Genomic DNA, 24,177 nt, shown 5'->3' with positions numbered 1-24,177 from the left:
CTGGTCAATTATTAAACACTTAAAATAATAATTTATCCGAATCATGCCGGTTTAAAAAGAAAATCACGTAAATTTGCTGCGAATTTTTGGAAATATATATGAAGAATTTATTGAGAAAATGGCTACCGGTCTTGTTGGTCGGTGCAGTACTTTTCTCCTGTAAACAGGGAGAGACATTTAAAGTGACAGGGAATATCGGATCTGCGGAAGGAGATACATTGTATCTGGAACATCGGGCCCTGGCGGGTGTCAGAGCGCTTGATTCCACAGTCTTGAAAAAAGACGGGGCTTTTGCTTTCAAGCAATCCGCTCCCGAAAATCCGGAATTCTATCAATTACGTATCGGGAAGCGGATTGCCGCTTTTGCCGTGGATTCCACAGAGACGCTCCGTATCAGTGCTAATGCGTCGGATTGGTATAATTCTTTTACTGTAGAGGACTCGCCTACCAATGACCAGATGAAAGAGGTAGACCTCCTTACCAGATCGGCTGCTCGTAAGATTGACGAGTTGGAGAAGAACCACAAATCCGGATTAATTGATGAAATGGCTTTTATCGAACAACTGGATAGTGCATTGCAGGACTATAAGAGAGAGGTGTCACGGTTGATCCTTGGAAATCCTTCTGGTGCGACGGCTTATTATGCGGTTTTCCAAAAAATAAATAATTACCTGATTTTTGATCCCTATAACAGGCAGGATTATGCGATGTTCGGTGCTGTAGCTACTTCATGGAACCGTTATTATCCTGATACAGAAAGAACAAAACATCTGTATGAGTTTACTATGAATGCATTGAAGACAAGGAGGCTGCAGGAACAACAGGCGAAACTGTTAGAGAACATACCGGTGGAAGAGGGGGCGGGTTTACCCGATATAGTCTTGTCAGGAGTGGACGGACGTAAAATGGCGTTGTCATCGCTTACCGGGAAGGTAGTATTACTCGACTTTGTGGTGTATGGTGCCGATTTCTCTCCGAAGCACAATATGGATCTGAATAATCTATATGCCCGTTATCAATCGAGAGGGTTTGAAATATATCAGATATCGTTCGATTCGGATGAACATTTCTGGAAAACATCGGCCGCCAACCTCCCCTGGCTTACCGTCAGAGATTCGCGATCGGTTAACTCCACATTATTAGCCACTTATAATGTGCGGCAGATACCGACGGCGTTCCTTATTAACCGTGAAGGAGACATTGTAGCCCGGATCGAGAACTATGCCCAGTTGACCGGCGAGTTGGATAAGGTGTTGTAAAACATACCTGAAAATTTTGCATAATTGGAATAAAGCATTACTTTTGTAAAAGTATAAACATGGAAAAAAGGGGTTCCGGTCTTGTAGTAAAGGCCGGAATTCTTTTTCTTTACGTCGAGTTTAAAGTATAAAAAAAGAGACTATGGCTGTAACGTATATGACCGAAGAAGGTCTTCGGAAATTGAAAGAAGAATTGATAGAGTTGGAATCTGTGCAGAGACCTGAAATATCTCGCCAGATTGCTGAAGCAAGAGACAAGGGTGACTTGTCGGAAAATGCGGAATATGATGCGGCGAAAGAGGCGCAAGGGATGCTGGAAGCGAAGATTTCCCAGTTGAAAAACCTTATCGCAAATGCCCGCCTTATCGATGAGAGTGCTATTGGTACGGATGAAGTGCAGATTATGAACAAGGTGACGATCAGGAATCTGCAAACGAAAAAGTTGATGACCTATATGCTCGTATCGGAAAGCGAAGCTGATCTGAAGAACGGTAAAATTGCTGTCAGTACTCCTATTGCCCAGGGTTTAATGGGTAAGAAAGTAGGCGATATAGCCGAAATAAAAGTACCCTCAGGCACGATGACGTTTGAGGTCGTTGAAATATCGGTTTGAATAGAACCAGGATTCAAGAACCAAGACTAGGGATAGTGGATTTTTGATTTTTCACTTTGTGCAATCTGCTCCCGCTCGGCAAATCCAAACAAGTTTGTTTTTGCACTTGTTTACTCGCAGATTTCACTTTTAATTTTTCACTAAAAGATGACTATTTTCAGCAGAATTATCGCAGGTGAGATCCCCTCTTACAAGATCGCCGAAAACGACCGGTTTTATGCCTTTCTCGATATCCGTCCGATGTCGAAAGGGCATACCTTAGTTGTTCCAAAGCAGGAGATTGATTATCTCTTTGATCTGGACGATACCCTTTTGGGTGATATGGCTGTTTTTGCCAAAAAAGTGGCAAAGGCGATAGAGAATGCGGTTTCCTGTAAAAGGGTAGGGATGATGGTAATCGGCCTGGAAGTGCCTCACGCGCATATTCACCTGATTCCTATCCAAAAAGAGGGTGATATGAGCCTTGCCAATCCGAAGTTGCAACTGTCGGCAGAGGAATTCGAAGAAATTGCAGAAAAGATCCGCAAAGCATTTTGATCTGAAACGTAAATTTACACTACAATAATATAAGATGGGCTTCCCCGGAGGTTCATCTTTTTAGTTTCTAATATTTCGGATGTGAGTTGTTTTATATTTTCCTGATACGGACACCTCTGACAAAATGACATTCTCCCTTCTCAAGAATGAGGTCGGCCCGGAAACGGGTTGGAAGAATATTTTGCAGCAGATTGGGTAAGTTGATCTCATCCCATACCTCGTTGGCAAATTTCAGCAATTTTTTTTCCGAATAAGAAGCATATTGATGAAAATAGGAATCCGGATCCTGAAAGGCAGTCTGTTGTAGTTTTTTAAATCGTTCGATATACCATTCCCGCAAATCTTTCTCGCTCGCATCCACATAAATAGAGAAATCGAAGAAATCGGAGACAAAGACTCTCTTCCGTATTTTTTTGCCGGGTGAGACTTGCAGCACGTTGATCCCTTCCACGATAAGGATATCAGGCCGTTCAATGATTTGCATCTGTCCCTTGATCACATCATAATAGAGGTGCGAATAGACAGGTATCTCAAATATGTCACGTCCCGATTTTACACTTGCAAGGAATGCCAACAATTGTTTGGCATCATAACTCTCAGGGAATCCTTTTTTGTTCAGCAGCCCCCGTTTCTGCAATTCATCATTGGAATACAGGAATCCGTCGGTAGTAATCAATTCTACTTTTGGCTGCTCAGGCGTCATCGAGAGCAGTTTCTGTAATACCCGGGCAGTGGTGCTTTTCCCGACTGCCACACTTCCGGCAATACCGATAATATAGGGGATAGGTTTACTTTTATTGGAGAAAAACTGATCCCGTTCATTGTGCAGATTGCGATAGTGGGTGAGATGGATCTGGAGTAGCCGGATCAAAGGAATATAGATATCTTCGACTTCTTTGAGGGTAAGTGGCTCATTGAGCGCCTGCAGTTTAGTGAGATCAATATCGGAAACAGGAAACATAGGGTGTTCCTCTAACTTACTCCACTCCTCACGGGTGAAGGAACGAAAAGGGGAAAAGGTCACCTCGTAGGCTTTGTTCATTGCACAACTTTTTGCTGCAAAGATAAAGTAAAAACCGGTAAACAGTAGTTGTTTACCGGTTTTTTACTCGATTGATCTCTGACTATGACTGGGAGACTGGGGAGACGAGGTGAAATGGAGATAACTGATTTAAATCATTTCGAAACTTCTTTTCACGAAGTTATTCAATGCTTCCCCTTTGAGCATCCCGTTGGAGAGCAGGGCCAGGTCGATTAACTGCTTTAAACGCTTGTCGGATGCCACTTTTGCGATAAGCGCTTCTTTATCCTTATGCTCACTCTCATTGATAAGTTCTTTGACGAACGGATGCTGCACATTCAGTACAATCTGGTATGTGTCGGGCATTTCACCATAGAAAGCCATTTGTTGCTGCATGGCAGCCATCTCTTTCATTCTTCTGGAGAATTCGTTTTGGGTGATTTGAATCGGTCGGGTAGTTTCTCCAAGCGCTTTGAAATCGACGCTGAATTCCGTTTTTTCCATAACCGGGAGTTGTGATTTCACTGCCTCCGACACATTTTCTTTCTGTTGGTCGGTCAATTCCACTTTTGCAGTCTCTTCTTTCTCGATGATATGTTCAATAGTGTCGCTGTCCACTCTCACAAACCGGGTCTTGTCGGATTTTTGTTCCAGAAGTCCCATCCAGTGAGTGTCGAGTTGTCCGTCCATCAGAAGTACATCATAACCCTTCTCTTTCGCTGCCTCGATGTGGCTGTATTGCTCCTGTCTGTCGTTTGCATAGAGGTAGACAAGGTTTCCATTCTTGTCGGTTTGGGCCGATTCGATTAGCGTTTTGTATTCTTCTGAAGTGAAATATTTGCCCTCCATATTTTTCAACAAGGCAAATTTGAGAGCTCTGTCACAGAATTTTTCGTCGGAAAGCATTCCGTATTCAATAAACAGTTTCAGACTGTCCCACTTCTCTTCATACCGGGTACGCTCTTTTTTGAACAGTTCTTCCAGCTTATCGGCCACTTTTTTGGTGATGTGGTTCGATATTTTCTTCACGTTTTGGTCGCTTTGCAGATAGGAGCGGGAGACGTTCAGCGGGATATCGGGCGAATCGATTACACCGTGCAGCAATGTAAGAAATTCAGGCACTATGCCTTCCACTGAGTCGGTCACAAAAACCTGATTGCTGTAAAGCTGTATCTTATTGCGTTGCAGATCGAGATTATTCTTTATTTTCGGGAAATAGAGGATACCGGTGAGATGGAAAGGATAATCCACGTTCAAATGGATCCAGAACATGGGCTCGTCGCTTATGGAGAATGGATATAGCTCGCGGTAGAATTTCAGGTAATCTTCCTCTTTTAATCCTGCCGGCTTCTGTCGCCATAGCGGATTGGTGTCATTGACAACATTATCTTCTTCCGTATCTACATATTTACCCTCTTTCCATTCCTGTTTCTTTCCGAAAACGATCGGCACAGCAAGGAATCTGCAATATTTTTTGAGTAATGATTCAATCTTATCCTTTTCTAAAAATTCCTTGTTGTCTTCATCTATATGGAGAATGATGTCGGTACCGCGATCCTCTTTGGTAGTCTCTTCCATCGTGAATTCCGGCGTGCCGTCGCAAGACCATTTCACGGCTTGTGCATCCTCTTTATAAGATTTGGTGATAATCTCCACTTTTTTGGATACCATAAAGGAAGAGTAGAATCCTAAACCGAAATGGCCGATAATGGCGTTTGCATTCTCTTTGTATTTATCCAGAAAATCATTGGCGGAGGAGAGTGCTATCTGATTGATGTACTTATCCACCTCTTCGGCGGTCATCCCGATACCACGGTCGGATACGGTAAGCGTTTTATTTTTCTTGTCAATGGAGATATGTACCGATAGATCTCCCAGCTCACCTTTAAAATCACCCACATCGGCTAAGGTTTTCATTTTCTGTGTGGCATCCACTGCGTTCGATACGATCTCACGGATAAAAATCTCATGATCGCTGTAGAGAAACTTCTTGATAATGGGGAAAATATTGTCAGTTGTTACCCCTATCTGTCCTTTTTGTACCATATATATATAAATTAAAAAATTAAGAATTAAGAATGAAAAATTAGCTCCTCACTCTCCATTCTTCATTATTCACTTTTCATTCTTCATTTTTCAATACAAATTGTATGCCATAAAGCCCGATTGGCAGGGTCGGGGAATTGGAATTTTTCTTTCTTTCCCGATAATTAACCAGTTGTGTTAAACCGGGGGATTAACATATGGAATATTTGCTTGTCATCTGAAAAAATTATTTAGAATCGGTCTAAAAAAATCCATGGCTTTAAATCTATTGTAATCATTTATTCAATGATTTAAGACATAAATTTTTTTTATCAGTTATCGAGGGTTTTAGGTATGTTTTTTTTGATGTTTATTTGTCTGTTTATCAGTATATTTTTAGCGATTCTTTATTTGTTAACACTAATTAATCGTTTTTGGGTGCATAAAGGGAGTAGTTTTTAAATATATCTCTTTATATTTGCAAGGACAACGATCATTTAACACAACTAAAGCACATCGCTTATGAAAACAAAGATTTCTTTCGAAAAACAGCTATTGGGGCTGCAGGACAACATGTTCAACTTCGCATTGACATTGACAGCCGACAGGGAAGAAGCTAAAGATCTGTTGCAGGAAACAACTCTTCGTGTACTGGATAACAAGGAAAAATATTATGAGAATGTCAATTTTAAAGGATGGGTTTTCACCATCATGCATAATATTTTCGTGAATAATTATCGTAAGATCGTCAGGAGCCAGACTATCATTGACAAGACAGAGAATCTGTATCATCTGAATTTACCGCAGGATTCCGGTTTTGACACGCCTGACGGAGCTTATACGATCAAAGAGATCAACAAGGCGATCAATAGTTTTACCGATGAATATAAGGTGCCTTTCTCAATGCACGTTTCGGGATACAAGTATGAAGAGATCGCGAAACATCTTGGGTTGCCGATCGGTACTGTAAAGAGTAGAATATTTTTCGCCAGAAAACGGCTTCAGGAGTTACTCAAGGATTTTAGATTTTATTCTGAATAATTGGAAGAGTAAAGAATAAAGAGTAAAGACCCCTTTTATACAAAGGGGTTTTTTTATGGGTAGACAGGATATTTTGGGAGAACAGGCTATATTTGTACCATATTTGAGAAAAAGATAGATTAGATTATGGAGATTGTTTGGTTATTGGTTTCGCTGGTGATTTTGTATTTTGGCGCGGAAGGTTTGGTTTCCGGAGCATCATCGTTGGCAAAACGTATCGGTATCAGTCCGTTGGTGATCGGGCTGACCATTGTTTCGATAGGTACCAGTGCACCGGAACTGGTAGTGAGTGTGAAGGCTGCTATGAACGGGCAAAGCGCACTCTCTATCGGCAATGTGCTGGGTTCTAATTTTTTTAATATAGGGATTATTCTGGGATTATCGGCTCTTATCTACCCCTTGGCAGTAAAAAGGCAACTGTTAAAGCTGGATGTACCTGTAATGGTGCTGGTATCAGTGTTATTTTTCCTGTTATTTCTCGACTCCAGGATTTCCGGGATTGAGGCATTGGTTTTTATTCTTCTTTTTGTCTCTTATACGGGATATCTCCTGATCTCTTCAAAAAAGAAAACCCATGAAGCAAAGGATCGTGGTGAAGAAGACGAGATACGTTTGAGTAAGCACTGGATGCTGGATGTGCTGTTTATCGGGGTGGGTTTAGCCGGTTTGGTATATGGTTCCGACCTTTTAGTGGAAAATGCGGTCATTATCGCCGGGCGGCTGGGAATGTCGGAAGCAATGATAGGGCTCACTATTGTGGCGGCAGGAACCAGTATGCCGGAGTTGGCTACTTCGGTGGTAGCAGCCATCAAGAAGCGGGCTGATATAGCGATAGGTAACGTGGTGGGATCAAATATCTTCAATATCCTTTTTATTCTGGGAGTGGCAGGACTGATCCAGCCCATCAGTACATCTGATATTAACTATGTCGATAGCCTCTTCGTGATCGGGATCAGTTTGCTGTTATGGCTCTTTATGAAAATGAGTACCCGCCTTGGAAGATGGCAGGGAGGTGCTTTTATCCTGTTTTATCTGGTCTACTTTTCTGTCAAACTCTCCACGATGTAAAAGATGAAAAAACAGCGTATCCGAAGAGGCTTCCATGCCAATAGGATACGCTGATGTCATCAAAAAATTGAAAATCGTTATTTACTTTTGAGATTTCTCCTTTATTGTTGAAAAGTTTTTCGGCTGATCTACCTTCTCGTTCATAAGCGCCAAATCCAGCACTTCTTTCACGTCGCTTACATAGTGAAAGATGAGTCCTTCCACATATTGCGGATTGATCTCATCGATATCTTTCTTATTCTCCTTGCAAAGGACAATTTCTTTGATACCCGCCCGTTTGGCAGCCAGGATCTTTTCGCGGATACCGCCAACGGGGAGCACCTTCCCACGTAGGGTGATCTCGCCGGTCATGGCCAGGTTGGGACGTACTTTCCGTTGTGTATAAGCCGACGCCAGAGAAGTGATCATTGTGATACCTGCCGAAGGTCCGTCTTTGGGCATAGCGCCTTCCGGTACATGGATATGAGTATTCCAGTTTTCAAAAATTTCCGGATCAATATTCAATTCCTGCGCATGTGAATGTATATATTCCATGGCGAGCATGGCCGATTCTTTCATCACATCACCCAGATTTCCGGTAAGGGTAAGCTTGGCACCTTTTCCCCTGCTGAGTGAACTTTCCACAAAAAGGATCTCGCCACCTACGGCAGTCCATGCCAATCCGGTTACCACCCCGGCGTACTGGTTGCCCTGATAGCTGTCCCTGCTGTATTCTTCAATACCTAAATACTCTTTCAGATCGGATATCCTGAGCGTTTTCGGATAAGGTTCTTCCGCCGCAATTCTTCGAGCTACTTTCCGCATGATCTTGGCGATTTTCTTATTCAGTTCACGTACACCCGACTCTCTTGTGTAATTTTCAATAATCTTCTGCAAGGCAGACTTGGAGATGGAGAAAGCACCTTTCTTGATACCGTGGTTCTGAAGTTCTTTGGGTATAAGATGGCGATGGGCGATCTCGATTTTCTCTTCCGTGATATAGCCACCCACGTTGATTAACTCCATTCGGTCGAGCAGCGGCTGAGGGACGGAATTCAGGTTGTTTGCAGTGGCAATGAAAAGTACTTTCGACAGATCATAATCGATCGAAAGATAGTTGTCGTGAAATGCAGAATTCTGTTCCGGATCCAGTACTTCGAGTAATGCCGAGGAGGGATCGCCCCGGAAATCATTCCCTATCTTATCCACTTCATCCAGTACGAAAACAGGATTGGATGAGCCGGCTTTCTGTATGTTTTGTATGATCCTGCCCGGGATAGCGCCGATATAGGTACGGCGGTGCCCGCGGATCTCGGCTTCATCATGCAGCCCGCCGAGCGAAACACGCACGTATTTGCGGTTGATCGCCTCGGCAACGGATTTGCCCAATGAGGTCTTTCCTACACCCGGAGGACCATAAAGGCAGAGGATGGGAGATTTCAGGTCGCCTTTCAGTTTCAGTACGGCCAGGTGTTCAATAATACGCTCCTTTACTTTTTCCATGCCGAAGTGGTCTTTGTCGAGCACCTTTTGGGCATTCTTCAAATTGAAATTGTCTTTGGTATACACACCCCACGGTAGCTCGAGAATGGTCTGAAGGTATCCGAACTGTACCGAATAGTCAGGTGACTGTGGGTTCAATCGTTCCAGCTTCTGAACCTCCTTCTCGAATGTTTTCGCTACCTCATCACTCCATTTTTTCTCTTTTGCTTTTTTCCTGAATTCGTCAATCTCTATCTGTTGGGTATTTCCTCCCAGTTCTTCCTGGATGGTTTTAATCTGCTGCTGAAGAAAATACTCTTTCTGTTGTTGATTCAAATCTTCCCGGGTTTTCATCTGGATATTCATTTTTAGTTCCAGTACCTGGGACTCGCGGTTCAGGATCATCAGCAGGCGATAGGCTTGCTCTTTCTCGTCGTTGATGCTAAGCAGTTCCTGCTTTTCATGTCCTTCGATGGGCAGGTTGGTGCCACTATAGCTTATTAGCATATCGGAGAAAGATTCACTGCTGATGGTCTGTATCAACTCACGGGGAGGTTCACCCAGCATGTGAAGCATATGGAGCAGAGAATCACGGATAGAATCCAGGATTGCCTTGAATTCTTTGTCATCTTTTGATGCTTTCACATATTCCCTTAGTTTGAATGTTGCCCTCATATAGGGTTCGGTCTGTGTGATCTGTTGCCACTCGAACCGTTTCCTTGCCTGTACAATGATACTGAGATTATTATCTCCCAATTCAATGACACGGATCACTTCGGCAATTACACCGACAGGATAAAGATCTCCATCTTGTGGATCGTCAATAGCAGCATCTTTCTGACATACCAATCCGATGTACTTTTGTTTCTTGCCAAGCGATCTGATCAGATCCAGCGATTTTTTCCGTCCTACTGATATGGGTAGTGTACTTCCCGGAAAAACGATTGTATTCCGTAAGGGAAGGAGGGGAAGGGTTTCTTCCAACTGGGATTCGTCGATCTCCTGGTTCCCGTCAACGAAATCACTGGTAATAAAAGATATTACATTTGTCTCGGGATACTCTTCAGGGGCCATATATTTTTTGAATGGATTCATCATTGTATTTGTTTCTGTTATCAGAACAGAAAAATATTTACTTTTGTTTTTGGTTTTGTATTGAATAATTGAATAGTAATGTTCAAAATCCGTGCCAAAGTTATTGCAATTGCAAATTAGTAATTACCAATTGCCAATTATCAATTAATATGAGTAATTCCTATTTTCGGTTCAAGCAATTCACTGTTTTTCACGATAAATGTGCAATGAAAGTCGGAACAGATGGGGTGCTGCTTGGTGCTTGGACGAATGTGGATAACGCGGCAGAAGTACTGGATGTAGGCACAGGTACCGGCCTCATTGCATTGATGGTGGCACAACGCAACCCGCAGGCAAAAGTGGTTGCTATTGATGTAGATGAACATGCAGTGGAGCAGGCGAAAGAGAATATAGGGAATTCCCCTTTTTCTGACAGAATTGGTATAGAATTGGTGGCTTTCCGGCAGTTTGTCCGAGACAGTTCGAAACGTTTTGATCTGATTGTTTCCAATCCACCTTATTTTTCCGGTTCTCTTTTGCCGCCGGATAAAGGACGGGCAAGAGCAAGACATTCCGTTTCGCTGACATTGGATGATTTGTTGCTTTCCGCCCGGGGCTGCCTTAAAAACCACGGAACGCTCTCCCTTATCCTCCCTTACGATAAGAGGGGTGAGTTAGACTACTTGTGTGAAAAACATATGTTTTGCATGAAACGGAAAACCATTGTATATCCTTTGCCGGATATCGAACCGAAACGGCTATTGGTTGAGTTGACGATGCAACCAACTGATCATACAGAAACAAGTTCGCTCATCATTGAAAATAGCCGGCATCAATACACTGAAGATTTTTCCAACCTGGTAAACAGTTTTTATATTCACCTCTGACATCTTTGTCAGGTCTTTCTCGAAAATATTTTTAAACAATTGCATTGGCCCCCTTTTGCTGAATTATATTTATCTTTGTTCAATTTAGAGACAAGAGCCAAGAATCAAGACACAAGACACTTTAATTATCTTCTTGTGTGGATATAGTTCTCATGCTCGTTTCATAATCAATAGAAAAATGAAACCCATTGTTTTTTACGACGGAGAATGCGATGTCTGTCATCGTTGGGTGAAATGGATCATAGATAGAGATGCCGGCCGGGTTTTCAGGTTTGCGTCGTTGCAATCAGATTTCGCCAACGATTTATTCTTGCATTTTAATAAGAAGATGACTTATAACTCCATCGTCATCTTTAAAAATGAGACGGAATTTTTAACCAAATCGGAAGCAGTTTCCTATATCTTCTCTCAATTGAATCCTGGTTCCGTTTTCTACAAAATGTTGAAAGTATTTCCCCGCTTCCTTTCAGATATAGGATATAATTGTATTGCAGCAATTCGAAAAAAAATTAAAATGCGTACCTGCCGTGTGTTTAACAGTGAAGAGAAAATGCTTTTTCTGAACGATGTTGATTTCCCGGAGTGGTTATCTGAGAATTATCCATTATAAATACTGAAAAAGTTATTTTCATTTTTGTAAAATCATAAAAAGTAGTAATTTTGACGCTTTAAAAAATCCGGAATAGTGAAAGAAGTCATAACCATCAAGGATAAACAGTTTGAATTGTTTATTGAACAAGAGATCATTGAACAGGGAATAAAACGGATTGCCGAACGTATAAACTCCGACCTGAGAGGAAAGGATCCGATCTTTCTGGCTGTGCTCAACGGTGCTTTTATGTTTGCCGGAGAGTTAATGAAGGAGGTTTCCATCCCCAGTGAAATTACATTTGTACGTCTTGCCTCCTATCATGGAACATCTACCACAAACAAGGTACAGGAAGTGCTGGGCCTGAATGAAAGCATCGAAGGCCGTAATGTGGTGATTGTGGAAGATATTGTAGATAGCGGGAATACTATGGTAGCGCTCAAAAAGGAGTTGGAGAGATACAATCCATTGGAGGTAAAGGTTGCTACTTTGCTGTTTAAACCTGCTGCATTGCGGCAGAAACTCCATATCGATTATGTGGCATTGGAAATCCCCAATGACTTTATTGTCGGTTACGGGCTGGATTATGATGGATATGGCAGAAACCTTAAAGATATTTATAAAGTAAAATAAACGCTTTTCGTTAAACCTTGGCTAGATTATATTGTCCTATTTTTAAAGATGATGCCGGCATTTGGGAGATGTGATGATTAGGAGGTTTATCGATTTCATATGGGTTGTTGAGTAAACACATATGAAAACTGTGATAATCGCATAAAAGAAATTAAAAAGTTCTTTTTTTCGGAATTTTCTTTATAAATTGCGGTACGGAATAAAAAAATAGCTATTTTTGCATTTAAACAGAGTGATAAAAACAAGCAGTAGATAAAAAAAGATTCACAATGAACAAAGATGAAGTAAAAAAAACGCCGAAAGCGAATCTGGAAAGACATCGAGGCACATATATCCTGATGGGAATGGTGCTTGGTGTTTCTATCCTTTTCTTCGCTTTTGAATGGTCGACCGAAACACGGAAACTGGATGAGACTGTTCTTGTTCAGGATGTTTTGGCCGAAGAGGAAATCGAGATCACTCGTCGTGACCCGACACCTCCGCCACCTCCTCCTCCGCCTGAACCCGAAGCACCCGAGATTATCGAGGTGGTAGAAGAGAAAGTGGACACCAAGATGGAGATAAAGAGTGAAGACGATCAGAGTCAGAGACAAACGGAAGTCTATATTCCACCTCCACCACCTAAACCGAAACAGGAAGAGGTGACCGAAGAGATCTTCGTTGTGGTGGAAGAACAGCCGGAATTCCCCGGTGGGAATGCAGCCATGATGAAGTTCCTGAGTGATAATATCAGGTATCCGGTCATCGCACAGGAAAACGGTATCTCCGGGCGTGTAATCTGTAACTTTGTTGTTGAGAGAGATGGTAGCATCACCGACGTGCAGGTGGTACGCGGGGTAGACCCGTCACTCGATAGAGAGGCTATCCGTGTGATCCAGCAGATGCCTCGTTGGAAACCCGGAAAACAACGCGGATCTGCGGTACGTGTTCGATTTACACTGCCGGTGGTATTCCGCTTGCAGAACTAAAATGATTATAAAAATATAAAAAAAGCTGCTTTTGACTCCCAAAAGCAGCTTTTTTACTTAAGTCAATCGTGATGATGCATAAAATATCTGTTTTCGAGAAACTCATCGATGAGGCCGCCAGGAAGGTATTAAAAGACTGTCAACCCCGTACACTTTTCGCTCCCGCCGAATATATATTATCGCTGGGGGGAAAGCGGCTCAGGCCGCTATTGACATTGATGGCGGCAGACCTTTTCGGAAAAAATGCCGAAGAGGTTATAGATGCCGCATTGGCAGTAGAAATATTCCATAATTTCTCCCTTGTGCATGACGATTTGATGGACAATGCCGATTTGAGGCGCGGATATCCGACTGTACACAAAAAATGGAGCGAAAACAGTGCAATCCTGTCAGGTGATGCTTTAGTAATAGAAGCTTATAAATATATCGCTAAAGTTCCTGTCAGTGTGCTGCCCGATATTTTGGAGTTGTTCACAACTACAGCCATGGAGATATGTAAGGGACAACAATACGATATGGATTTTGAACAGCGTCTCGACGTGACAGAAGAGGAATATATCGAGATGATACACCTGAAAACGGCGGTACTCATCGGTTGTGCCTTGAAGATCGGTGCCATCATAGCCGGAGCTCCGGCTGAGGATGCCGATTTGCTTTATGAATTCGGGATCAATATAGGGCTGGCATTTCAGTTAAAGGACGACCTGCTGGATGTATATGGCAATCCCGAGACATTTGGAAAGAAAATAGGGGGAGATATCCTATGCAATAAGAAAACCTTTCTGCTGATCAGATGCTTGAAGAATGCAAACGATATGCAGAGAGAGGAATTGAACAGATGGTTGACAGCAACCGAATATGATCCCGACGAAAAAATCAGGTTTGTTAAAAATGTTTATGATGAATTAAATTTGAAATTTGCCGTTGAAAATCTTATCGAAAAGTATTACCTTGCGTCGCTTGATTATCTGTCATCAATCAATATTACCGATGATCATAAAAGGGATCTGATCTCTTTAGCGGAAAATCTGATGTACAGAGAGAAGTAATAATAAAAAAAGAAAAAAGAAGAGGCTTATTGATGAAGCATAGCCGTTAGTTACATGCCCTATCGCAGATTACCAAATACAGACAGCGCCCGTATCAGGGCCTTGAGATCGGCAGTTGAAAAAGCGGCCGATACGGATTTTCAGGAACTCTTATTCTCCACGGGAACTCTTGATGAGGCTAAGAGTGTATTGACTCATTTCGAACATTTGTCTGCCCGTTATCAGCAGTTGTACGATACACAGGTAAAAGCCGGGAAATCCTTTGCCGGAAAAACGAAAAATGCCCGTATGTATATTTCCCATTTTATACAGGTACTATATATGTGTGTGATGCGCTCCGAGATTAAAGAAGAACAGCTAGCTCTGTATGGGTTGGAAGAAGCCAATATGGTTGTTCCTGATTTAACCTCTAACGAGCAACTGTTGGAATGGGGCCAAAAAATCATTGATGGGGAGCATCAACGTAGCATACAGGGTGGAGTCCCCATTTATAATCCCTCCATTGCCAAGGTGAAGGTCATGTTCACCCTTTTTAAAGAAGGATACCAGACCCAGAAATTACATCAGAAGGCTACGGCCCGTGTCTTAGAGGACGTTGCTGCCTACCGGGAAAAAGTGGATAAGATTATTTTTGAGATATGGGAAGAGGTGGAAAAGCACAACAGTGGTTTATCTCCCGAAAAACGACTTGCCCGTAATAGGGAATATGGTATCGTTTATTATTATAGAAAAGGAGAAATCGCGGAATGAATCTCATTGATACGCACGCTCATCTGTTTGTGGAAGAATTTAAGGATGATCTGTCTGATGTAGTGATTCGCGCAAAAGAGGTGGGGGTAGAGAAAGTATTGCTGCCTAATATCGATGAAACCTCTATTGTACACCTGAAGCAATGCGTATTGGATTACCCCGGTTTTTTTTATCCGATGATGGGACTTCATCCCACTAGTGTGACCGGAAACTGGGGAAAGCAGTTAGATATTATTTACCGGGAGTTAAACTCCGGAGATTATATAGCCGTGGGAGAGATAGGGATTGATCTCTATTGGGATACTTCGCTGCGGGAAGTTCAGATGCATGCTTTTGAAGAACAATTGAAATGGAGCATTGAGAAAGATTTGCCTGTGTCCATCCATTTCAGGAATGCAACCGAAGAGGTGATACAAAGTATTCGAAGGGTGGGGGCGTCATCATTGAAAGGTGTATTTCACAGTTTTGGGGGTACAAAAGCAGAATTAGAAGCGATATTGGAGTTGGACAATTTCCTGATAGGGATCAACGGAGTGGTGACTTTCAGGAACTCCGGTTTGTCTGAAACGCTGAAACATTGTCCCTTCAACCGGGTAGTACTTGAAACCGACTCTCCTTATCTGGCACCAGTGCCTTACAGGGGAAAGAGAAACGAGTCGGCCTATCTGTTGCATGTTATTACGCAACTGGCCGGGATATGGAATGAGAGTCAGGAATCAGTCGCACGGATCACCAGTCGAAATGCCCGTGAATTATTCAAATTGGGTGATTAAGCGGGCCCTCGTTTATCAACCTAAGGTATGAAAATGGGTTTTTATTAAAATTATTGTGATAGAAGTAGTATATATTTGATAAATTCTGTAATTTTGTTTCCTGAATGGAGCGGGAATGAAATATTTTTTGTAATTTGCACCCGTTTTCAGAAAAATCTCTTTCAGAAGAGATCTCCGTTCTCTTTAGGGAGAGATGCTCGAGTGGTTGAAGAGGCACGCCTGGAAAGCGTGTATACGCCAAAAGTGTATCGCGGGTTCGAATCCCGCTCTCTCCGCTCCCAGATAAAAGAAAAAAGTCACTATTATTATAAGGTATAGACAGAAAAACTGAAATTTAAATATTAAAAACAAACAAGTAAAGATCATTAATCAAAAAATTGAACACACAATGAAAAAGTTATTTGCAATTTTAGCGATCTTCGGAATGATGTCCGTAGGATTGTCGTCGGTTCTTTTGGCGCAAGATACTGCTGGAGAAACAGAACAAGTTGCCACTACTTCGGTTGAGACAACACAGGCTGCCGTTCAGGAAACATCAGGTGGTTTCCACCAGGCGCTGAAAGTGAAATTTATTGAGGGTGGAGCTGGCTTTATGAGCACGATTGCTATCTGTTTAATTCTGGGTTTGGCTTTCTGTCTCGAAAGAATTATCTATCTGAGTTTGGCAGATGTAAATCCTGATCCTTTCCTGAATAAAGTAGGCGATGCACTCGACAGAGGTGACGTAGAAGCTGCAAAAGATATTGCACGCAATACCAGAGGTCCTGTAGCATCTATTGTATATCAGGGATTGCTTCGTCTTGACCAGGGTCCCGATGCAGTAGAACGCTCCATCGTTTCTTACGGTGGTGTACAGTCGGGTCTTCTCGAAAGAAACCTTTCATGGATCACTCTGTTTATCGCTATTGCCCCTTCACTCGGATTCTTGGGAACAGTAGTAGGTATGGTTATGGCTTTCGATGATATCCAGAGAGCAGGAGACATGAGTCCGACGATTGTTGCCGGAGGTATGAAGGTGGCTTTGATCACGACCGTAGGTGGTTTGATCGTAGCTATTATTCTTCAGATCATTTACAACTACATCCTCTCTAAGATGGAAGGTATCCTCAACAAGATGGAAGATGCTTCTATTTCTTTTCTGGATCAGGTGATCAAATATAACGTTAAATACAAAAACTTGTAATTATTATGGCTGTAACAAAAATAAGCAGGACTGCCAGATTTACCCTTTATATAGGAGTTTTGATTACTCTTATAGTGTTGGGGTTATTCTATCTGGGAGGGCAGGTGCCGGCGCATGAACAGCTTGTCGCCGATATGGATCAGCCTAGATTTACGGATCTTCTGTTGTACTGGGCTTATGCACTCCTGGCGATTACAGTTGTTGTTTGGGTACTATTTATAATAGCATCTTCCCTGAAACAGTTGAAAGAGAGTCCTAAAAAAACGTTGGGCGGATTTCTGGCCCTTCTGGGACTGGCTGCACTGCTGGTGATTACTTATGTAATAGGTGATGGGACGCTTTTAAATATTCCTGGATACGAAGGGACTGACAATCGCCCGCCAATGTTAAAAATGACAGATATGTGGCTATACAGTATGTATGTCATGTTTGTTGTGACAATATTGGCAATGATTATCTTACCATTGGTTGGAGGAAGAAAAAAATAATCGACCCGATCAAAGGTCAATTTAAAGAAAGGTTTTTTTATGGCAAAGTCAAATAGAAAAGTTCCGGGACTTAATGCAAGTTCAATGGCTGACGTTTCATTCCTTTTGCTGACCTTTTTCTTGCTTGTTTCGAATATGGACGTCGACTCGGGTTTGGCACGCCGACTACCGCCGCCGCCACAATCAGAGGAACAGACCTCTGTGGATGTACAGCGTAGGAACCTGTTGGTTGTTCTGGTGAATGCCCAGAATGAGACCATGGTGACAAACCAGCAGGGTACCGAGTGGTACGCTAATGAGGCCGAGTTAAGGGGTGAAGTAGGAGGAAAGCCTGCATTGAAAGATAAGGTGAAAGAGTTTGTTTTGAATACATCTAACAGTTCTGAATTGCCCGAACTGGAGGAACAGGATTTCGGTGCCCCGATAGGTGTTGTTCCTGTCACTGCATCCCACGTGGTTTCTATACAGAACGATGCTACCACTAGTTATAAGGCGTATATCGCTGTGCAGAACGAAGTGGTGAGGGCATACAATGAGTTGAGGGAAGAGGGAGCAAGGAAATATTTCAATACTTCATATGGGGAGTTGACGGAAGAACAGAAAACTCAGATCAACGATCTCTATCCTCAGCGTATTTCTGAAGCAGAACCTAAAAATTATGGAGGAGGACAATAAAAATGGGAAAATTTAATAAAAGCGGTAAAAGAGAGATGCCTGAAATGAATACGGCATCTATGCCTGACATCGTTTTCGCCATCTTGTTTTTCTTTATGGTTACTACCACTATGCGTTCGGAAACATTGATGGTGAGGGTGAAAATACCTACCGCTTCGGAAGTTCAGAAATTAGAGAAAAAGTCGCTGGTGACCTATATCAATATTGGTCCCCCTACGGATACAAGACTGGGTACCGGTACACAGATGCAGTTGAACGACAGGTTCGCTCAGGTATCGGAGATTCAGGATTATATCGCACAGGAAAAGGCCAGTATGAATGAAGCTGATCAACCACTGATGACCGTTTCTATCAAAGCAGACGAAGATACGCGGATGCAGTATATTACAGAGGTGAAACAGGCATTAAGACAGGCTTATGCATTAAAAATCAGTTACTCGGCCCGCAAGGGAGAGAATTAATAACTGAAAAGAATATTTTAAAAAACCGGATCACTTCAAGTGATCCGGTTTTTTTACATTCCATCTTTTCACCTTCCCACTTTTCCACCTTTATTACGTGCCCATTCCATCACGTTGGCAGGCGGACGTTTTGCCAGCAGTTCACGTTTCATAAAGTCCATATAGGGAGCCACATGGGAGAAAAACTTGTAATATCCTTTACAAAGGTAATTTAATCCTTCATTACCGTATTTATCCTTAATGAACCTGTTCTTGGGACACTCGCCATAGCAGGCAAAAAGCATATCACATTCACGGCATTGTCGCGGAAGTTTGTCGAATTTGTCATTTCCGAATTTCAGTTGTTCTTCTGAATACATCATCGAAGTGAGTGTTCTACTGTAAATATTTCCTAACTTATATTCCGGAAAAACGAAATGATCGCATGAATAGACATCCCCGTTAAATTCCATAACACCCGCATGTCCGCAGGTCCTGGCCATGGTACATACTCCCGGTTGTTCTCCTACCCAGTTGGCAAGTGTGGAATCGAATATCTGAATAAACATTTTGCCCACATCCTGCTTTACCCATTCATCGAAAATGGCACAGAGGAAATCACCCCATTTTTCAGCATCCACAGTGAAAGGGGCTAACTCCACTTCCTCCTCTTTCTCTTGTGCAGTAGCCAGTTTCAGTTCCCGGTTGTTTTTGCGTAAGCGCTCCACAATTGGGGTGAATTGTACAAATTGGCAACCGATCTCTTTGAAGAACCGGTAGAATTCCAAAGGATAATCTACATTATAATCGTTGACCACCGCCATGCAGTTGAACTCCACTCCATGTTTCTGCAGGAGTTGTATTCCCTTCATTACACGGTGGAATGAGGGTCGACCCATCTTGTCGCGGCGGTATTCATCATGGAAATCCTGTGGCCCATCGATCGATATTCCTACCAGGAAATTATTCTCTTTGAAGAAAGCACACCATTCGTCGTTGAGTAGTGTGCCGTTAGTTTGAATGGAATTATCGATCTGCCGTCCGCCCGCATATTTTTTTTGTAACTCTACTGCTTTTTTATAGAACGCAAGGGGGCGCATCAGCGTTTCACCTCCATGCCAGGTGAACATTACCTGAGGCATAGTCTGGGATTCGATATATTGTTGGATAAACCGTTCGAGAAGTTCTTCGCTCATTACCTGGTTTTTCCTGCCATACAGGATTGCCTTTTCCAGATAGTAACAGTAATCACAATCGAGATTACACTTCGAACCTACTGGTTTGAGCATTACGTACATCGGTTTGGCAAAGGGAGCAAAAGTCGACATATTGATATTATTTATAAAGCAAAGATAAACAATTTATAAGATTAGGAGGTTTAAAGAGAAAAATTTTGAACATTGAGCCGGATATAAGAATATAAGAAGGTGGAAAGGTGAATTTTTGATTTGATGATTTTGAATTTGAAATCTTGAATTGAATTGAAAATCGACATAGTCAAATCTTGAATTTCTATAGTCCTGGCTCTTGGTTCTGGATTCTAATAAAAAAATCATATGAAGAAAGAAAATTTATTACAGTGGGGTTGGTTAATATTAAGAGTAGGTATAGGTATATCGATTTTTCTCCATGGTTTTCCTAAAATTACCGGTGGAACGGAAATGTGGACAGCCATAGGAGGCAGTATGGGGGTATTCGGTATCAATTTTGCTCCGACTTTTTGGGGGTTTCTGGCTGCTGTGGCTGAATCGGTGGGTGGACTTCTTTTTGCCCTCGGACTATTCTTCCGGCCTGCAGCTATTATGCTTACCGGGACGATGATGGTTGCTCTGGGGACGCATCTTGCTGCGGGAGACGACTTTATGCGATTCGGGCATGCGCTTGATCTGTTGATTGTTTTTGCCGCTTCTATCCTGATCGGTGCAGGTAAGTATTCATTCGACGCAAAATTCCTGCCGAAGATTGCATAAGACAGCAAACTGAATAAGAAATTTGCCAATCGTATAAAGATCCCCTTCCTCTCAATACGAGAAGAAGGGGTTTCAAATTTTACTTCATCTTTCAGTTGTGCGCATTTGTATTCGATAAGCAAAAACCGTTGCCAGAAAGTATACCGCTGTTTGAATCCATAAAGCGATATATTCGAATTGCACTTGAGGTAGTCCGGCTCCCATCGAATTGATCTTGAGATATCCCTGGATACCGAATGTGCTTGGAAAGATCATCCCGAATGTTTTCCAAAGCCAGGGTATATTGGATTGCGGCCATGAAAACCCACTCAAAAACAGTAATATGACTGAGAAAAACGGAAAAATAACCAATGCTGTTTCCCGGTTGCGTATAAATACCGATACCAACATTGAAAAGAAAATGACGGCTAAAAGGAACGGGATAAAAAAACGGATAATATCCAAGGGATTGCCTATATGGGGAAATTGGAAGAATCGGGGGACTACCAGTAATATATAGGAGCAAACCACTATATACAAGGTAAAATAGCACAATGTTTTGCCGAAGATGGTGGGAAAGAACTTGCCTCGCTGCCGCAATTGCGGATCAATAGTTACCAGTTTCTCCTCACGCAATGATCCGGTCAGCATGGTGATCCCGAAAAAGAGTGTTTGATGAATAATCAGTACAAGCACTACCGGCATAAGAAAACTGGCAAAACCCATCGGTTCGTTGAACAGAATATTCTTTTCATAGCGGAAAGGACTTGCCGATATTTCAGCCGATCTACCCGTTATTCCGGCTGCATTCATCCGTTCTACTTTGATATCGTTACCTGCTTCGAGTATGCCGAAATTGGCTCCCAACATCATGGTGCGGTAGTACATAAAACTACTCATATCGCAATAAATCGATACTGTAGCCTGTTCATTACGATTGATCTTTTGATTGAAATCTTTCGGAATATATATGACTCCATGTATTTTATGCTTGTAAAACGGTTCTTTGGCTTCTTCGAGATTATTAAACTGGTAAGCTACTTTTAGATCCGGAGTTGCATCTAATCGTCTCACCAGTTCTCGTGACCGGACACTTTGTGACTCATCGATCACGGCAATTGGCATATCACGTATCGTCTCGTTACGATATATAGATGAATAGAGGATTGGATAAACAAGTGTCGCCCCAAGAAAAACGACTGTCAGTCCCGAATCTTTTAAAATCACCCGGTATTCATCCAGCATAATGTAGATAACCCGTCTTAACTCATGTAAAAGCCGGAAAAAGAAATTGGGTTTATTGGAGTTGTTCATTGAATCTACTGTTTTTTGTTTCTTCTCTGTCATGATGGACGATGGCTTTTCTTAACCGGATATAAACCAGGAAAGGTAATATCAAAAATGTAACCATCCCTGTAAAGTAAATAAGCGAATAGCGTATATCCACACCATTCAGTGCTTCATTCACATATATTCTGAAATAATGACGGATAGGGAAAAACCATGCAAAAATTTGTGCTCCCCGGGGCATGGCTTCTATGGGAAAGGTGAAGCCTGCATATGTAAAACTCAATAACCCATAGAATACCCCTAAACTGATGGCGTCACGCAATCGCGGGAACAGGCCGATAATAAATATACCGATGGCCTGGTGTGCCATTACGAATAGAAACATGGCCAGAGACATCCATGCGATACTGCCGTTCATAGGAAACTCCATCCCTTCATATAACAGAAATACTCCCATCAAACCTAATAACGTAAACAGAAAGGTGTGTGGCAATACCTTGCCGGTGAGGGCTGCAAGTACCGATTCATTACCCGTAGAAAGCCATTCACGTGTGGTGTTTTGCTTCATTTCTATACCTATACTGTAGATCGTAAACATGATGATCAGCAATTGCAATACACCGGGCAGCAATACATTCGACAGATAAACATTGTAGTTTGCCTGTGGATTGGCTATCTGGTGTGTATCGATGGCGACAGGTTGTAAGATAGGCATCAGGTTCTCTTCACCTGTAATTCCCTTTGCCTGCAGCGATTGTTGCAGAATGAAACCCGACATTAACTCACTGATATAGGTCAGGTCTTTATAGGATAGCGATCCGGCCACAAGATAGACATCGTTTACATAATAGGCGATGGCCGGTTGTCGGTTGGCAAGCAAGTCAGCCTGAAACCCCGGTGCAATGTCGATGATAGCATAAATGCGTCCCTTTTGCATATCTTTGCGAGCTTCGGTAAATGAAGCATATTTACCGACGATTTTTACCTGCGGAGAAGCATTTATATTCCGTTCTAAAGTGCGCGACAATGATGAGTTGTCGTTATCAATAATCCCGATGGGAAGCTGTTCGGGTAACCCTTCCGACATAAGCGTCAGGAAGAAGAGATAGCAGAAAAGCATCGCGATGACCGAAGAGAGGAGATAGATGGGGCGCGATAGCATCCGCTTCCATTCCCTGCGTGCCACATTTCTTATCTGTTGTATAATTGAATTTGACATCTGATTAAAAGTGAAAAATTAAAAGTGAATTAGAACCAAGAGTCAAGAACCAAGACTATAGAAATTTAAGATTTAAGATTCAATATTTAAGATTCAATATTCAAGATTTTCAAACTTCTTGACTTCTCCACTTCTAATTGGTAATTAGTGATTGGTAATTAATCTCTTACAACCAACGCCGTCATTCCCGGGCGAAGGTCTTTAATCGGCTCTACCGGCTTTGCCCGGATCTCAAATGTTTTCAGATCGAAATCACCGGTGGTTTTTGTGGTCTTCCAGGTAGCAAACGAAGCCATCGCCTTTATGTAAGTAATTTCCAATTTGGCTTCACGGTTATTTAAAGCCGGAATCTTTACAGTGATTACTGCACCCTTTTTCATGTCGTTAAGTAAATCTTCACGTACATTGAAAGTGAACCAGATATCATCCAAATCTACAATATTCATAATAGGCGCTCCTGTGCCGACCAACTCTCCCTGTTTAGGAAATATATCCGTCACCTCACCCGAAATAGGAGCAATAAGGGTTATTTCTTTCATATAGGCTTCCACTTCTTGTACAGCTCCCTGTGCACGATCTACCAGCGCCAGTGCGGCAGCCTTGTCTTCCGCTTCGGCACCGTTTTTAGCCATATCGTATTGCGATCTGGCTGCTGCGGCTTGTGCAACCGCTGCCTGATACTGTGCTTCGGCTTCATCCCGCTTTTGAGCTGTGACTACTCCTTTTTCGAAAAGTCGTTGTACACGGTCGTATGATTTCTTGGCAATATCGGCACCCACTTCAGCTTTTTGCCACATCTCATAAGCTCCCTGAATCACTTCACTACGAGCCCCTTTTTGTGCTTTGCGATCTTGTGCCATTGCCGCATTTTGTGCAGCCGTAGCCTGTGCAAGCTTCGCGTAAATTTCAGGACTGTCGATGAATACCAGTGTGTCTCCTCGTTCAACATGTTGTCCTTCTTCTGCCAGGAACTGTTGAATGCGTCCGGCGACTTTTCCCGAGACACGTACCTCGTTGGCTTCGGCAGACCCTTGAATAACGACCGGCTCCGGTTTATAAATGATCCATCCGATGATAAAAAGAATAGTTATCACAACGATAAGTCCGACCAATGCAATTTGCAGATTGCGTATGTTTTCTGTTTTTTCTCTTTCCATTTCAGTATATATTATTTCAATTACTAAT

General features: G+C 42.4%; 24 protein-coding genes and 1 tRNA gene. 18 read left to right on the top strand and 7 right to left on the bottom strand.

The genetic code is table 11. From position 1 onward, the window contains the following. Window positions 1-98: 98 nt before the first annotated feature. The 3 genes from F597_RS0100615 (at window position 99) to F597_RS0100605 (ending at window position 2,409) form a co-directional block, all read left to right on the top strand. Complete coding sequence (locus F597_RS0100615; protein ID WP_019537766.1) at window positions 99-1,259, top strand: TlpA disulfide reductase family protein; 1,161 nt, start codon at window positions 99-101, stop codon at window positions 1,257-1,259. A gap of 142 nt (window positions 1,260-1,401) precedes the next feature. Next, complete coding sequence (greA, locus tag F597_RS0100610) at window positions 1,402-1,872, top strand: transcription elongation factor GreA (RefSeq protein WP_019537765.1); 471 nt, start codon at window positions 1,402-1,404, stop codon at window positions 1,870-1,872. Between the two features lie 147 nt (window positions 1,873-2,019). Further along, window positions 2,020-2,409, top strand: coding sequence for an HIT family protein (locus F597_RS0100605; protein WP_019537764.1), 390 nt, complete (start codon window positions 2,020-2,022; stop codon window positions 2,407-2,409). A gap of 91 nt (window positions 2,410-2,500) precedes the next feature. Here the strand turns inward: F597_RS0100605 and coaA are convergent, their stop codons facing one another. Next, window positions 2,501-3,451, bottom strand: a complete 951-nt coding sequence (gene coaA / locus F597_RS0100600; protein WP_019537763.1) for a type I pantothenate kinase — start codon at window positions 3,449-3,451, stop codon at window positions 2,501-2,503. A 129-nt stretch (window positions 3,452-3,580) separates the two neighbouring features. Next, entirely contained in the window at window positions 3,581-5,476 is a 1,896-nt protein-coding gene (htpG, locus tag F597_RS0100595; RefSeq protein WP_019537762.1) for a molecular chaperone HtpG, read from the bottom strand. Window positions 5,477-5,977: 501 nt separating this feature from the next. On the opposite strand from htpG, the gene F597_RS0100590 reads away from it, so the two are divergent. Together F597_RS0100590 and F597_RS0100585 are read left to right on the top strand one after the other, a co-directional pair. Then, complete coding sequence (locus F597_RS0100590) at window positions 5,978-6,496, top strand: RNA polymerase sigma factor (RefSeq protein WP_019537761.1); 519 nt, start codon at window positions 5,978-5,980, stop codon at window positions 6,494-6,496. Window positions 6,497-6,622: 126 nt separating this feature from the next. Continuing rightward, window positions 6,623-7,564, top strand: a complete 942-nt coding sequence (locus F597_RS0100585; RefSeq protein WP_019537760.1) for a calcium/sodium antiporter — start codon at window positions 6,623-6,625, stop codon at window positions 7,562-7,564. A gap of 81 nt (window positions 7,565-7,645) precedes the next feature. Here F597_RS0100585 and lon read toward each other — a convergent pair whose 3' ends face one another. Beyond that, window positions 7,646-10,099 (bottom strand): endopeptidase La, encoded by a 2,454-nt coding sequence (lon, locus tag F597_RS0100580; RefSeq protein WP_425413883.1) that lies wholly within the window; start codon window positions 10,097-10,099, stop codon window positions 7,646-7,648. A gap of 170 nt (window positions 10,100-10,269) precedes the next feature. Between lon and F597_RS0100575 the strand changes: the two genes are divergently transcribed. The 12 genes from F597_RS0100575 to F597_RS0100520 all read left to right on the top strand — a co-directional run bounded on the left by F597_RS0100575 (window position 10,270) and on the right by F597_RS0100520 (window position 18,555). Beyond that, window positions 10,270-10,986: a tRNA1(Val) (adenine(37)-N6)-methyltransferase gene (locus tag F597_RS0100575; protein WP_019537758.1), complete on the top strand. Its 717-nt coding sequence runs from the start codon at window positions 10,270-10,272 to the stop codon at window positions 10,984-10,986. A 178-nt stretch (window positions 10,987-11,164) separates the two neighbouring features. Then, a complete protein-coding gene (locus tag F597_RS0100570; RefSeq protein WP_019537757.1) occupies window positions 11,165-11,596 on the top strand; it encodes a thiol-disulfide oxidoreductase DCC family protein in 432 nt (143 codons plus the stop codon). A gap of 75 nt (window positions 11,597-11,671) precedes the next feature. Continuing rightward, on the top strand, window positions 11,672-12,208 hold the full coding sequence (hpt, locus tag F597_RS0100565; RefSeq protein WP_019537756.1) for a hypoxanthine phosphoribosyltransferase: 537 nt from the start codon (window positions 11,672-11,674) through the stop codon (window positions 12,206-12,208). Between the two features lie 269 nt (window positions 12,209-12,477). Then, a complete protein-coding gene (locus F597_RS0100560; RefSeq protein ID WP_019537755.1) occupies window positions 12,478-13,176 on the top strand; it encodes an energy transducer TonB in 699 nt (232 codons plus the stop codon). Window positions 13,177-13,250: 74 nt separating this feature from the next. Next, on the top strand, window positions 13,251-14,225 hold the full coding sequence (locus F597_RS0100555; RefSeq protein ID WP_026326964.1) for a polyprenyl synthetase family protein: 975 nt from the start codon (window positions 13,251-13,253) through the stop codon (window positions 14,223-14,225). 54 nt (window positions 14,226-14,279) lie between these two features. Beyond that, window positions 14,280-14,975 carry a hypothetical protein gene (locus F597_RS0100550; RefSeq protein ID WP_019537753.1) on the top strand — a complete coding sequence of 232 codons (696 nt, stop codon included), beginning with the start codon at window positions 14,280-14,282 and terminating at the stop codon, window positions 14,973-14,975. Beyond that, window positions 14,972-15,748, top strand: coding sequence for a TatD family hydrolase (locus tag F597_RS0100545; RefSeq protein ID WP_019537752.1), 777 nt, complete (start codon window positions 14,972-14,974; stop codon window positions 15,746-15,748). The genes F597_RS0100550 and F597_RS0100545 overlap by 4 nt, the downstream gene beginning before the upstream one ends. 187 nt (window positions 15,749-15,935) lie before the next feature. Then, a tRNA-Ser gene (locus F597_RS0100540) sits at window positions 15,936-16,023 on the top strand. Between the two features lie 113 nt (window positions 16,024-16,136). After that, on the top strand, window positions 16,137-16,931 hold the full coding sequence (locus tag F597_RS0100535; protein WP_019537751.1) for a MotA/TolQ/ExbB proton channel family protein: 795 nt from the start codon (window positions 16,137-16,139) through the stop codon (window positions 16,929-16,931). Window positions 16,932-16,936: 5 nt separating this feature from the next. Continuing rightward, window positions 16,937-17,419, top strand: a complete 483-nt coding sequence (locus F597_RS0100530) for a hypothetical protein (protein WP_019537750.1) — start codon at window positions 16,937-16,939, stop codon at window positions 17,417-17,419. Between the two features lie 39 nt (window positions 17,420-17,458). Further along, a complete protein-coding gene (locus tag F597_RS0100525; protein WP_026326962.1) occupies window positions 17,459-18,094 on the top strand; it encodes a biopolymer transporter ExbD in 636 nt (211 codons plus the stop codon). Window positions 18,095-18,096: 2 nt separating this feature from the next. After that, window positions 18,097-18,555 (top strand): ExbD/TolR family protein, encoded by a 459-nt coding sequence (locus tag F597_RS0100520; protein WP_019537748.1) that lies wholly within the window; start codon window positions 18,097-18,099, stop codon window positions 18,553-18,555. Between the two features lie 68 nt (window positions 18,556-18,623). Here the strand turns inward: F597_RS0100520 and F597_RS0100515 are convergent, their stop codons facing one another. Further along, window positions 18,624-19,862 (bottom strand): anaerobic sulfatase-maturation protein, encoded by a 1,239-nt coding sequence (locus F597_RS0100515; protein WP_019537747.1) that lies wholly within the window; start codon window positions 19,860-19,862, stop codon window positions 18,624-18,626. A 228-nt stretch (window positions 19,863-20,090) separates the two neighbouring features. On the opposite strand from F597_RS0100515, the gene F597_RS0100510 reads away from it, so the two are divergent. Further along, window positions 20,091-20,504, top strand: a complete 414-nt coding sequence (locus F597_RS0100510; protein ID WP_019537746.1) for a DoxX family protein — start codon at window positions 20,091-20,093, stop codon at window positions 20,502-20,504. An 84-nt stretch (window positions 20,505-20,588) separates the two neighbouring features. Here the strand turns inward: F597_RS0100510 and F597_RS0100505 are convergent, their stop codons facing one another. The 3 genes from F597_RS0100505 to F597_RS0100495 all read right to left on the bottom strand — a co-directional run bounded on the left by F597_RS0100505 (window position 20,589) and on the right by F597_RS0100495 (window position 24,149). Continuing rightward, window positions 20,589-21,830 carry an ABC transporter permease gene (locus F597_RS0100505; RefSeq protein ID WP_245541966.1) on the bottom strand — a complete coding sequence of 414 codons (1,242 nt, stop codon included), beginning with the start codon at window positions 21,828-21,830 and terminating at the stop codon, window positions 20,589-20,591. Beyond that, window positions 21,781-22,992: an ABC transporter permease gene (locus F597_RS0100500; RefSeq protein WP_019537744.1), complete on the bottom strand. Its 1,212-nt coding sequence runs from the start codon at window positions 22,990-22,992 to the stop codon at window positions 21,781-21,783. The genes F597_RS0100505 and F597_RS0100500 overlap by 50 nt, the downstream gene beginning before the upstream one ends. A 158-nt stretch (window positions 22,993-23,150) precedes the next feature. Continuing rightward, window positions 23,151-24,149: an HlyD family secretion protein gene (locus F597_RS0100495; RefSeq protein WP_019537743.1), complete on the bottom strand. Its 999-nt coding sequence runs from the start codon at window positions 24,147-24,149 to the stop codon at window positions 23,151-23,153. Window positions 24,150-24,177: the final 28 nt, after the last annotated feature.

It is taken from the genome of Proteiniphilum acetatigenes DSM 18083 (genome assembly GCF_000380985.1).
In the GTDB taxonomy this organism is placed as follows: domain Bacteria; phylum Bacteroidota; class Bacteroidia; order Bacteroidales; family Dysgonomonadaceae; genus Proteiniphilum; species Proteiniphilum acetatigenes.
The sequence above is the reverse complement of the archived record's forward strand: the minus strand, read 5'-3'. Positions and strand labels throughout refer to the sequence as shown.

Bases quoted from the DNA above. Each gene is read 5' to 3' on its own strand.
- F597_RS0100550 (WP_019537753.1), top strand. From the start codon at position 14,280: ATGCCCTATCGCAGATTACCAAATACAGACAGCGCCCGTATCAGGGCC.
- F597_RS0100545 (WP_019537752.1), top strand. From the start codon at position 14,972: ATGAATCTCATTGATACGCACGCTCATCTGTTTGTGGAAGAATTTAAG.
- F597_RS0100555 (WP_026326964.1), top strand. From the start codon at position 13,251: ATGCATAAAATATCTGTTTTCGAGAAACTCATCGATGAGGCCGCCAGG.
- greA (WP_019537765.1), top strand. From the start codon at position 1,402: ATGGCTGTAACGTATATGACCGAAGAAGGTCTTCGGAAATTGAAAGAA.
- F597_RS0100615 (WP_019537766.1), top strand. From the start codon at position 99: ATGAAGAATTTATTGAGAAAATGGCTACCGGTCTTGTTGGTCGGTGCA.
- F597_RS0100495 (WP_019537743.1), bottom strand. From the start codon at position 24,149: ATGGAAAGAGAAAAAACAGAAAACATACGCAATCTGCAAATTGCATTG.
- F597_RS0100500 (WP_019537744.1), bottom strand. From the start codon at position 22,992: ATGTCAAATTCAATTATACAACAGATAAGAAATGTGGCACGCAGGGAA.
- F597_RS0100510 (WP_019537746.1), top strand. From the start codon at position 20,091: ATGAAGAAAGAAAATTTATTACAGTGGGGTTGGTTAATATTAAGAGTA.
- F597_RS0100575 (WP_019537758.1), top strand. From the start codon at position 10,270: ATGAGTAATTCCTATTTTCGGTTCAAGCAATTCACTGTTTTTCACGAT.
- F597_RS0100570 (WP_019537757.1), top strand. From the start codon at position 11,165: ATGAAACCCATTGTTTTTTACGACGGAGAATGCGATGTCTGTCATCGT.
- F597_RS0100585 (WP_019537760.1), top strand. From the start codon at position 6,623: ATGGAGATTGTTTGGTTATTGGTTTCGCTGGTGATTTTGTATTTTGGC.
- F597_RS0100525 (WP_026326962.1), top strand. From the start codon at position 17,459: ATGGCAAAGTCAAATAGAAAAGTTCCGGGACTTAATGCAAGTTCAATG.
- F597_RS0100505 (WP_245541966.1), bottom strand. From the start codon at position 21,830: ATGACAGAGAAGAAACAAAAAACAGTAGATTCAATGAACAACTCCAAT.
- F597_RS0100535 (WP_019537751.1), top strand. From the start codon at position 16,137: ATGAAAAAGTTATTTGCAATTTTAGCGATCTTCGGAATGATGTCCGTA.
- htpG (WP_019537762.1), bottom strand. From the start codon at position 5,476: ATGGTACAAAAAGGACAGATAGGGGTAACAACTGACAATATTTTCCCC.
- F597_RS0100560 (WP_019537755.1), top strand. From the start codon at position 12,478: ATGAACAAAGATGAAGTAAAAAAAACGCCGAAAGCGAATCTGGAAAGA.
- F597_RS0100515 (WP_019537747.1), bottom strand. From the start codon at position 19,862: ATGTCGACTTTTGCTCCCTTTGCCAAACCGATGTACGTAATGCTCAAA.
- F597_RS0100530 (WP_019537750.1), top strand. From the start codon at position 16,937: ATGGCTGTAACAAAAATAAGCAGGACTGCCAGATTTACCCTTTATATA.
- F597_RS0100590 (WP_019537761.1), top strand. From the start codon at position 5,978: ATGAAAACAAAGATTTCTTTCGAAAAACAGCTATTGGGGCTGCAGGAC.
- lon (WP_425413883.1), bottom strand. From the start codon at position 10,099: ATGGCCCCTGAAGAGTATCCCGAGACAAATGTAATATCTTTTATTACC.
- F597_RS0100520 (WP_019537748.1), top strand. From the start codon at position 18,097: ATGGGAAAATTTAATAAAAGCGGTAAAAGAGAGATGCCTGAAATGAAT.
- coaA (WP_019537763.1), bottom strand. From the start codon at position 3,451: ATGAACAAAGCCTACGAGGTGACCTTTTCCCCTTTTCGTTCCTTCACC.
- F597_RS0100605 (WP_019537764.1), top strand. From the start codon at position 2,020: ATGACTATTTTCAGCAGAATTATCGCAGGTGAGATCCCCTCTTACAAG.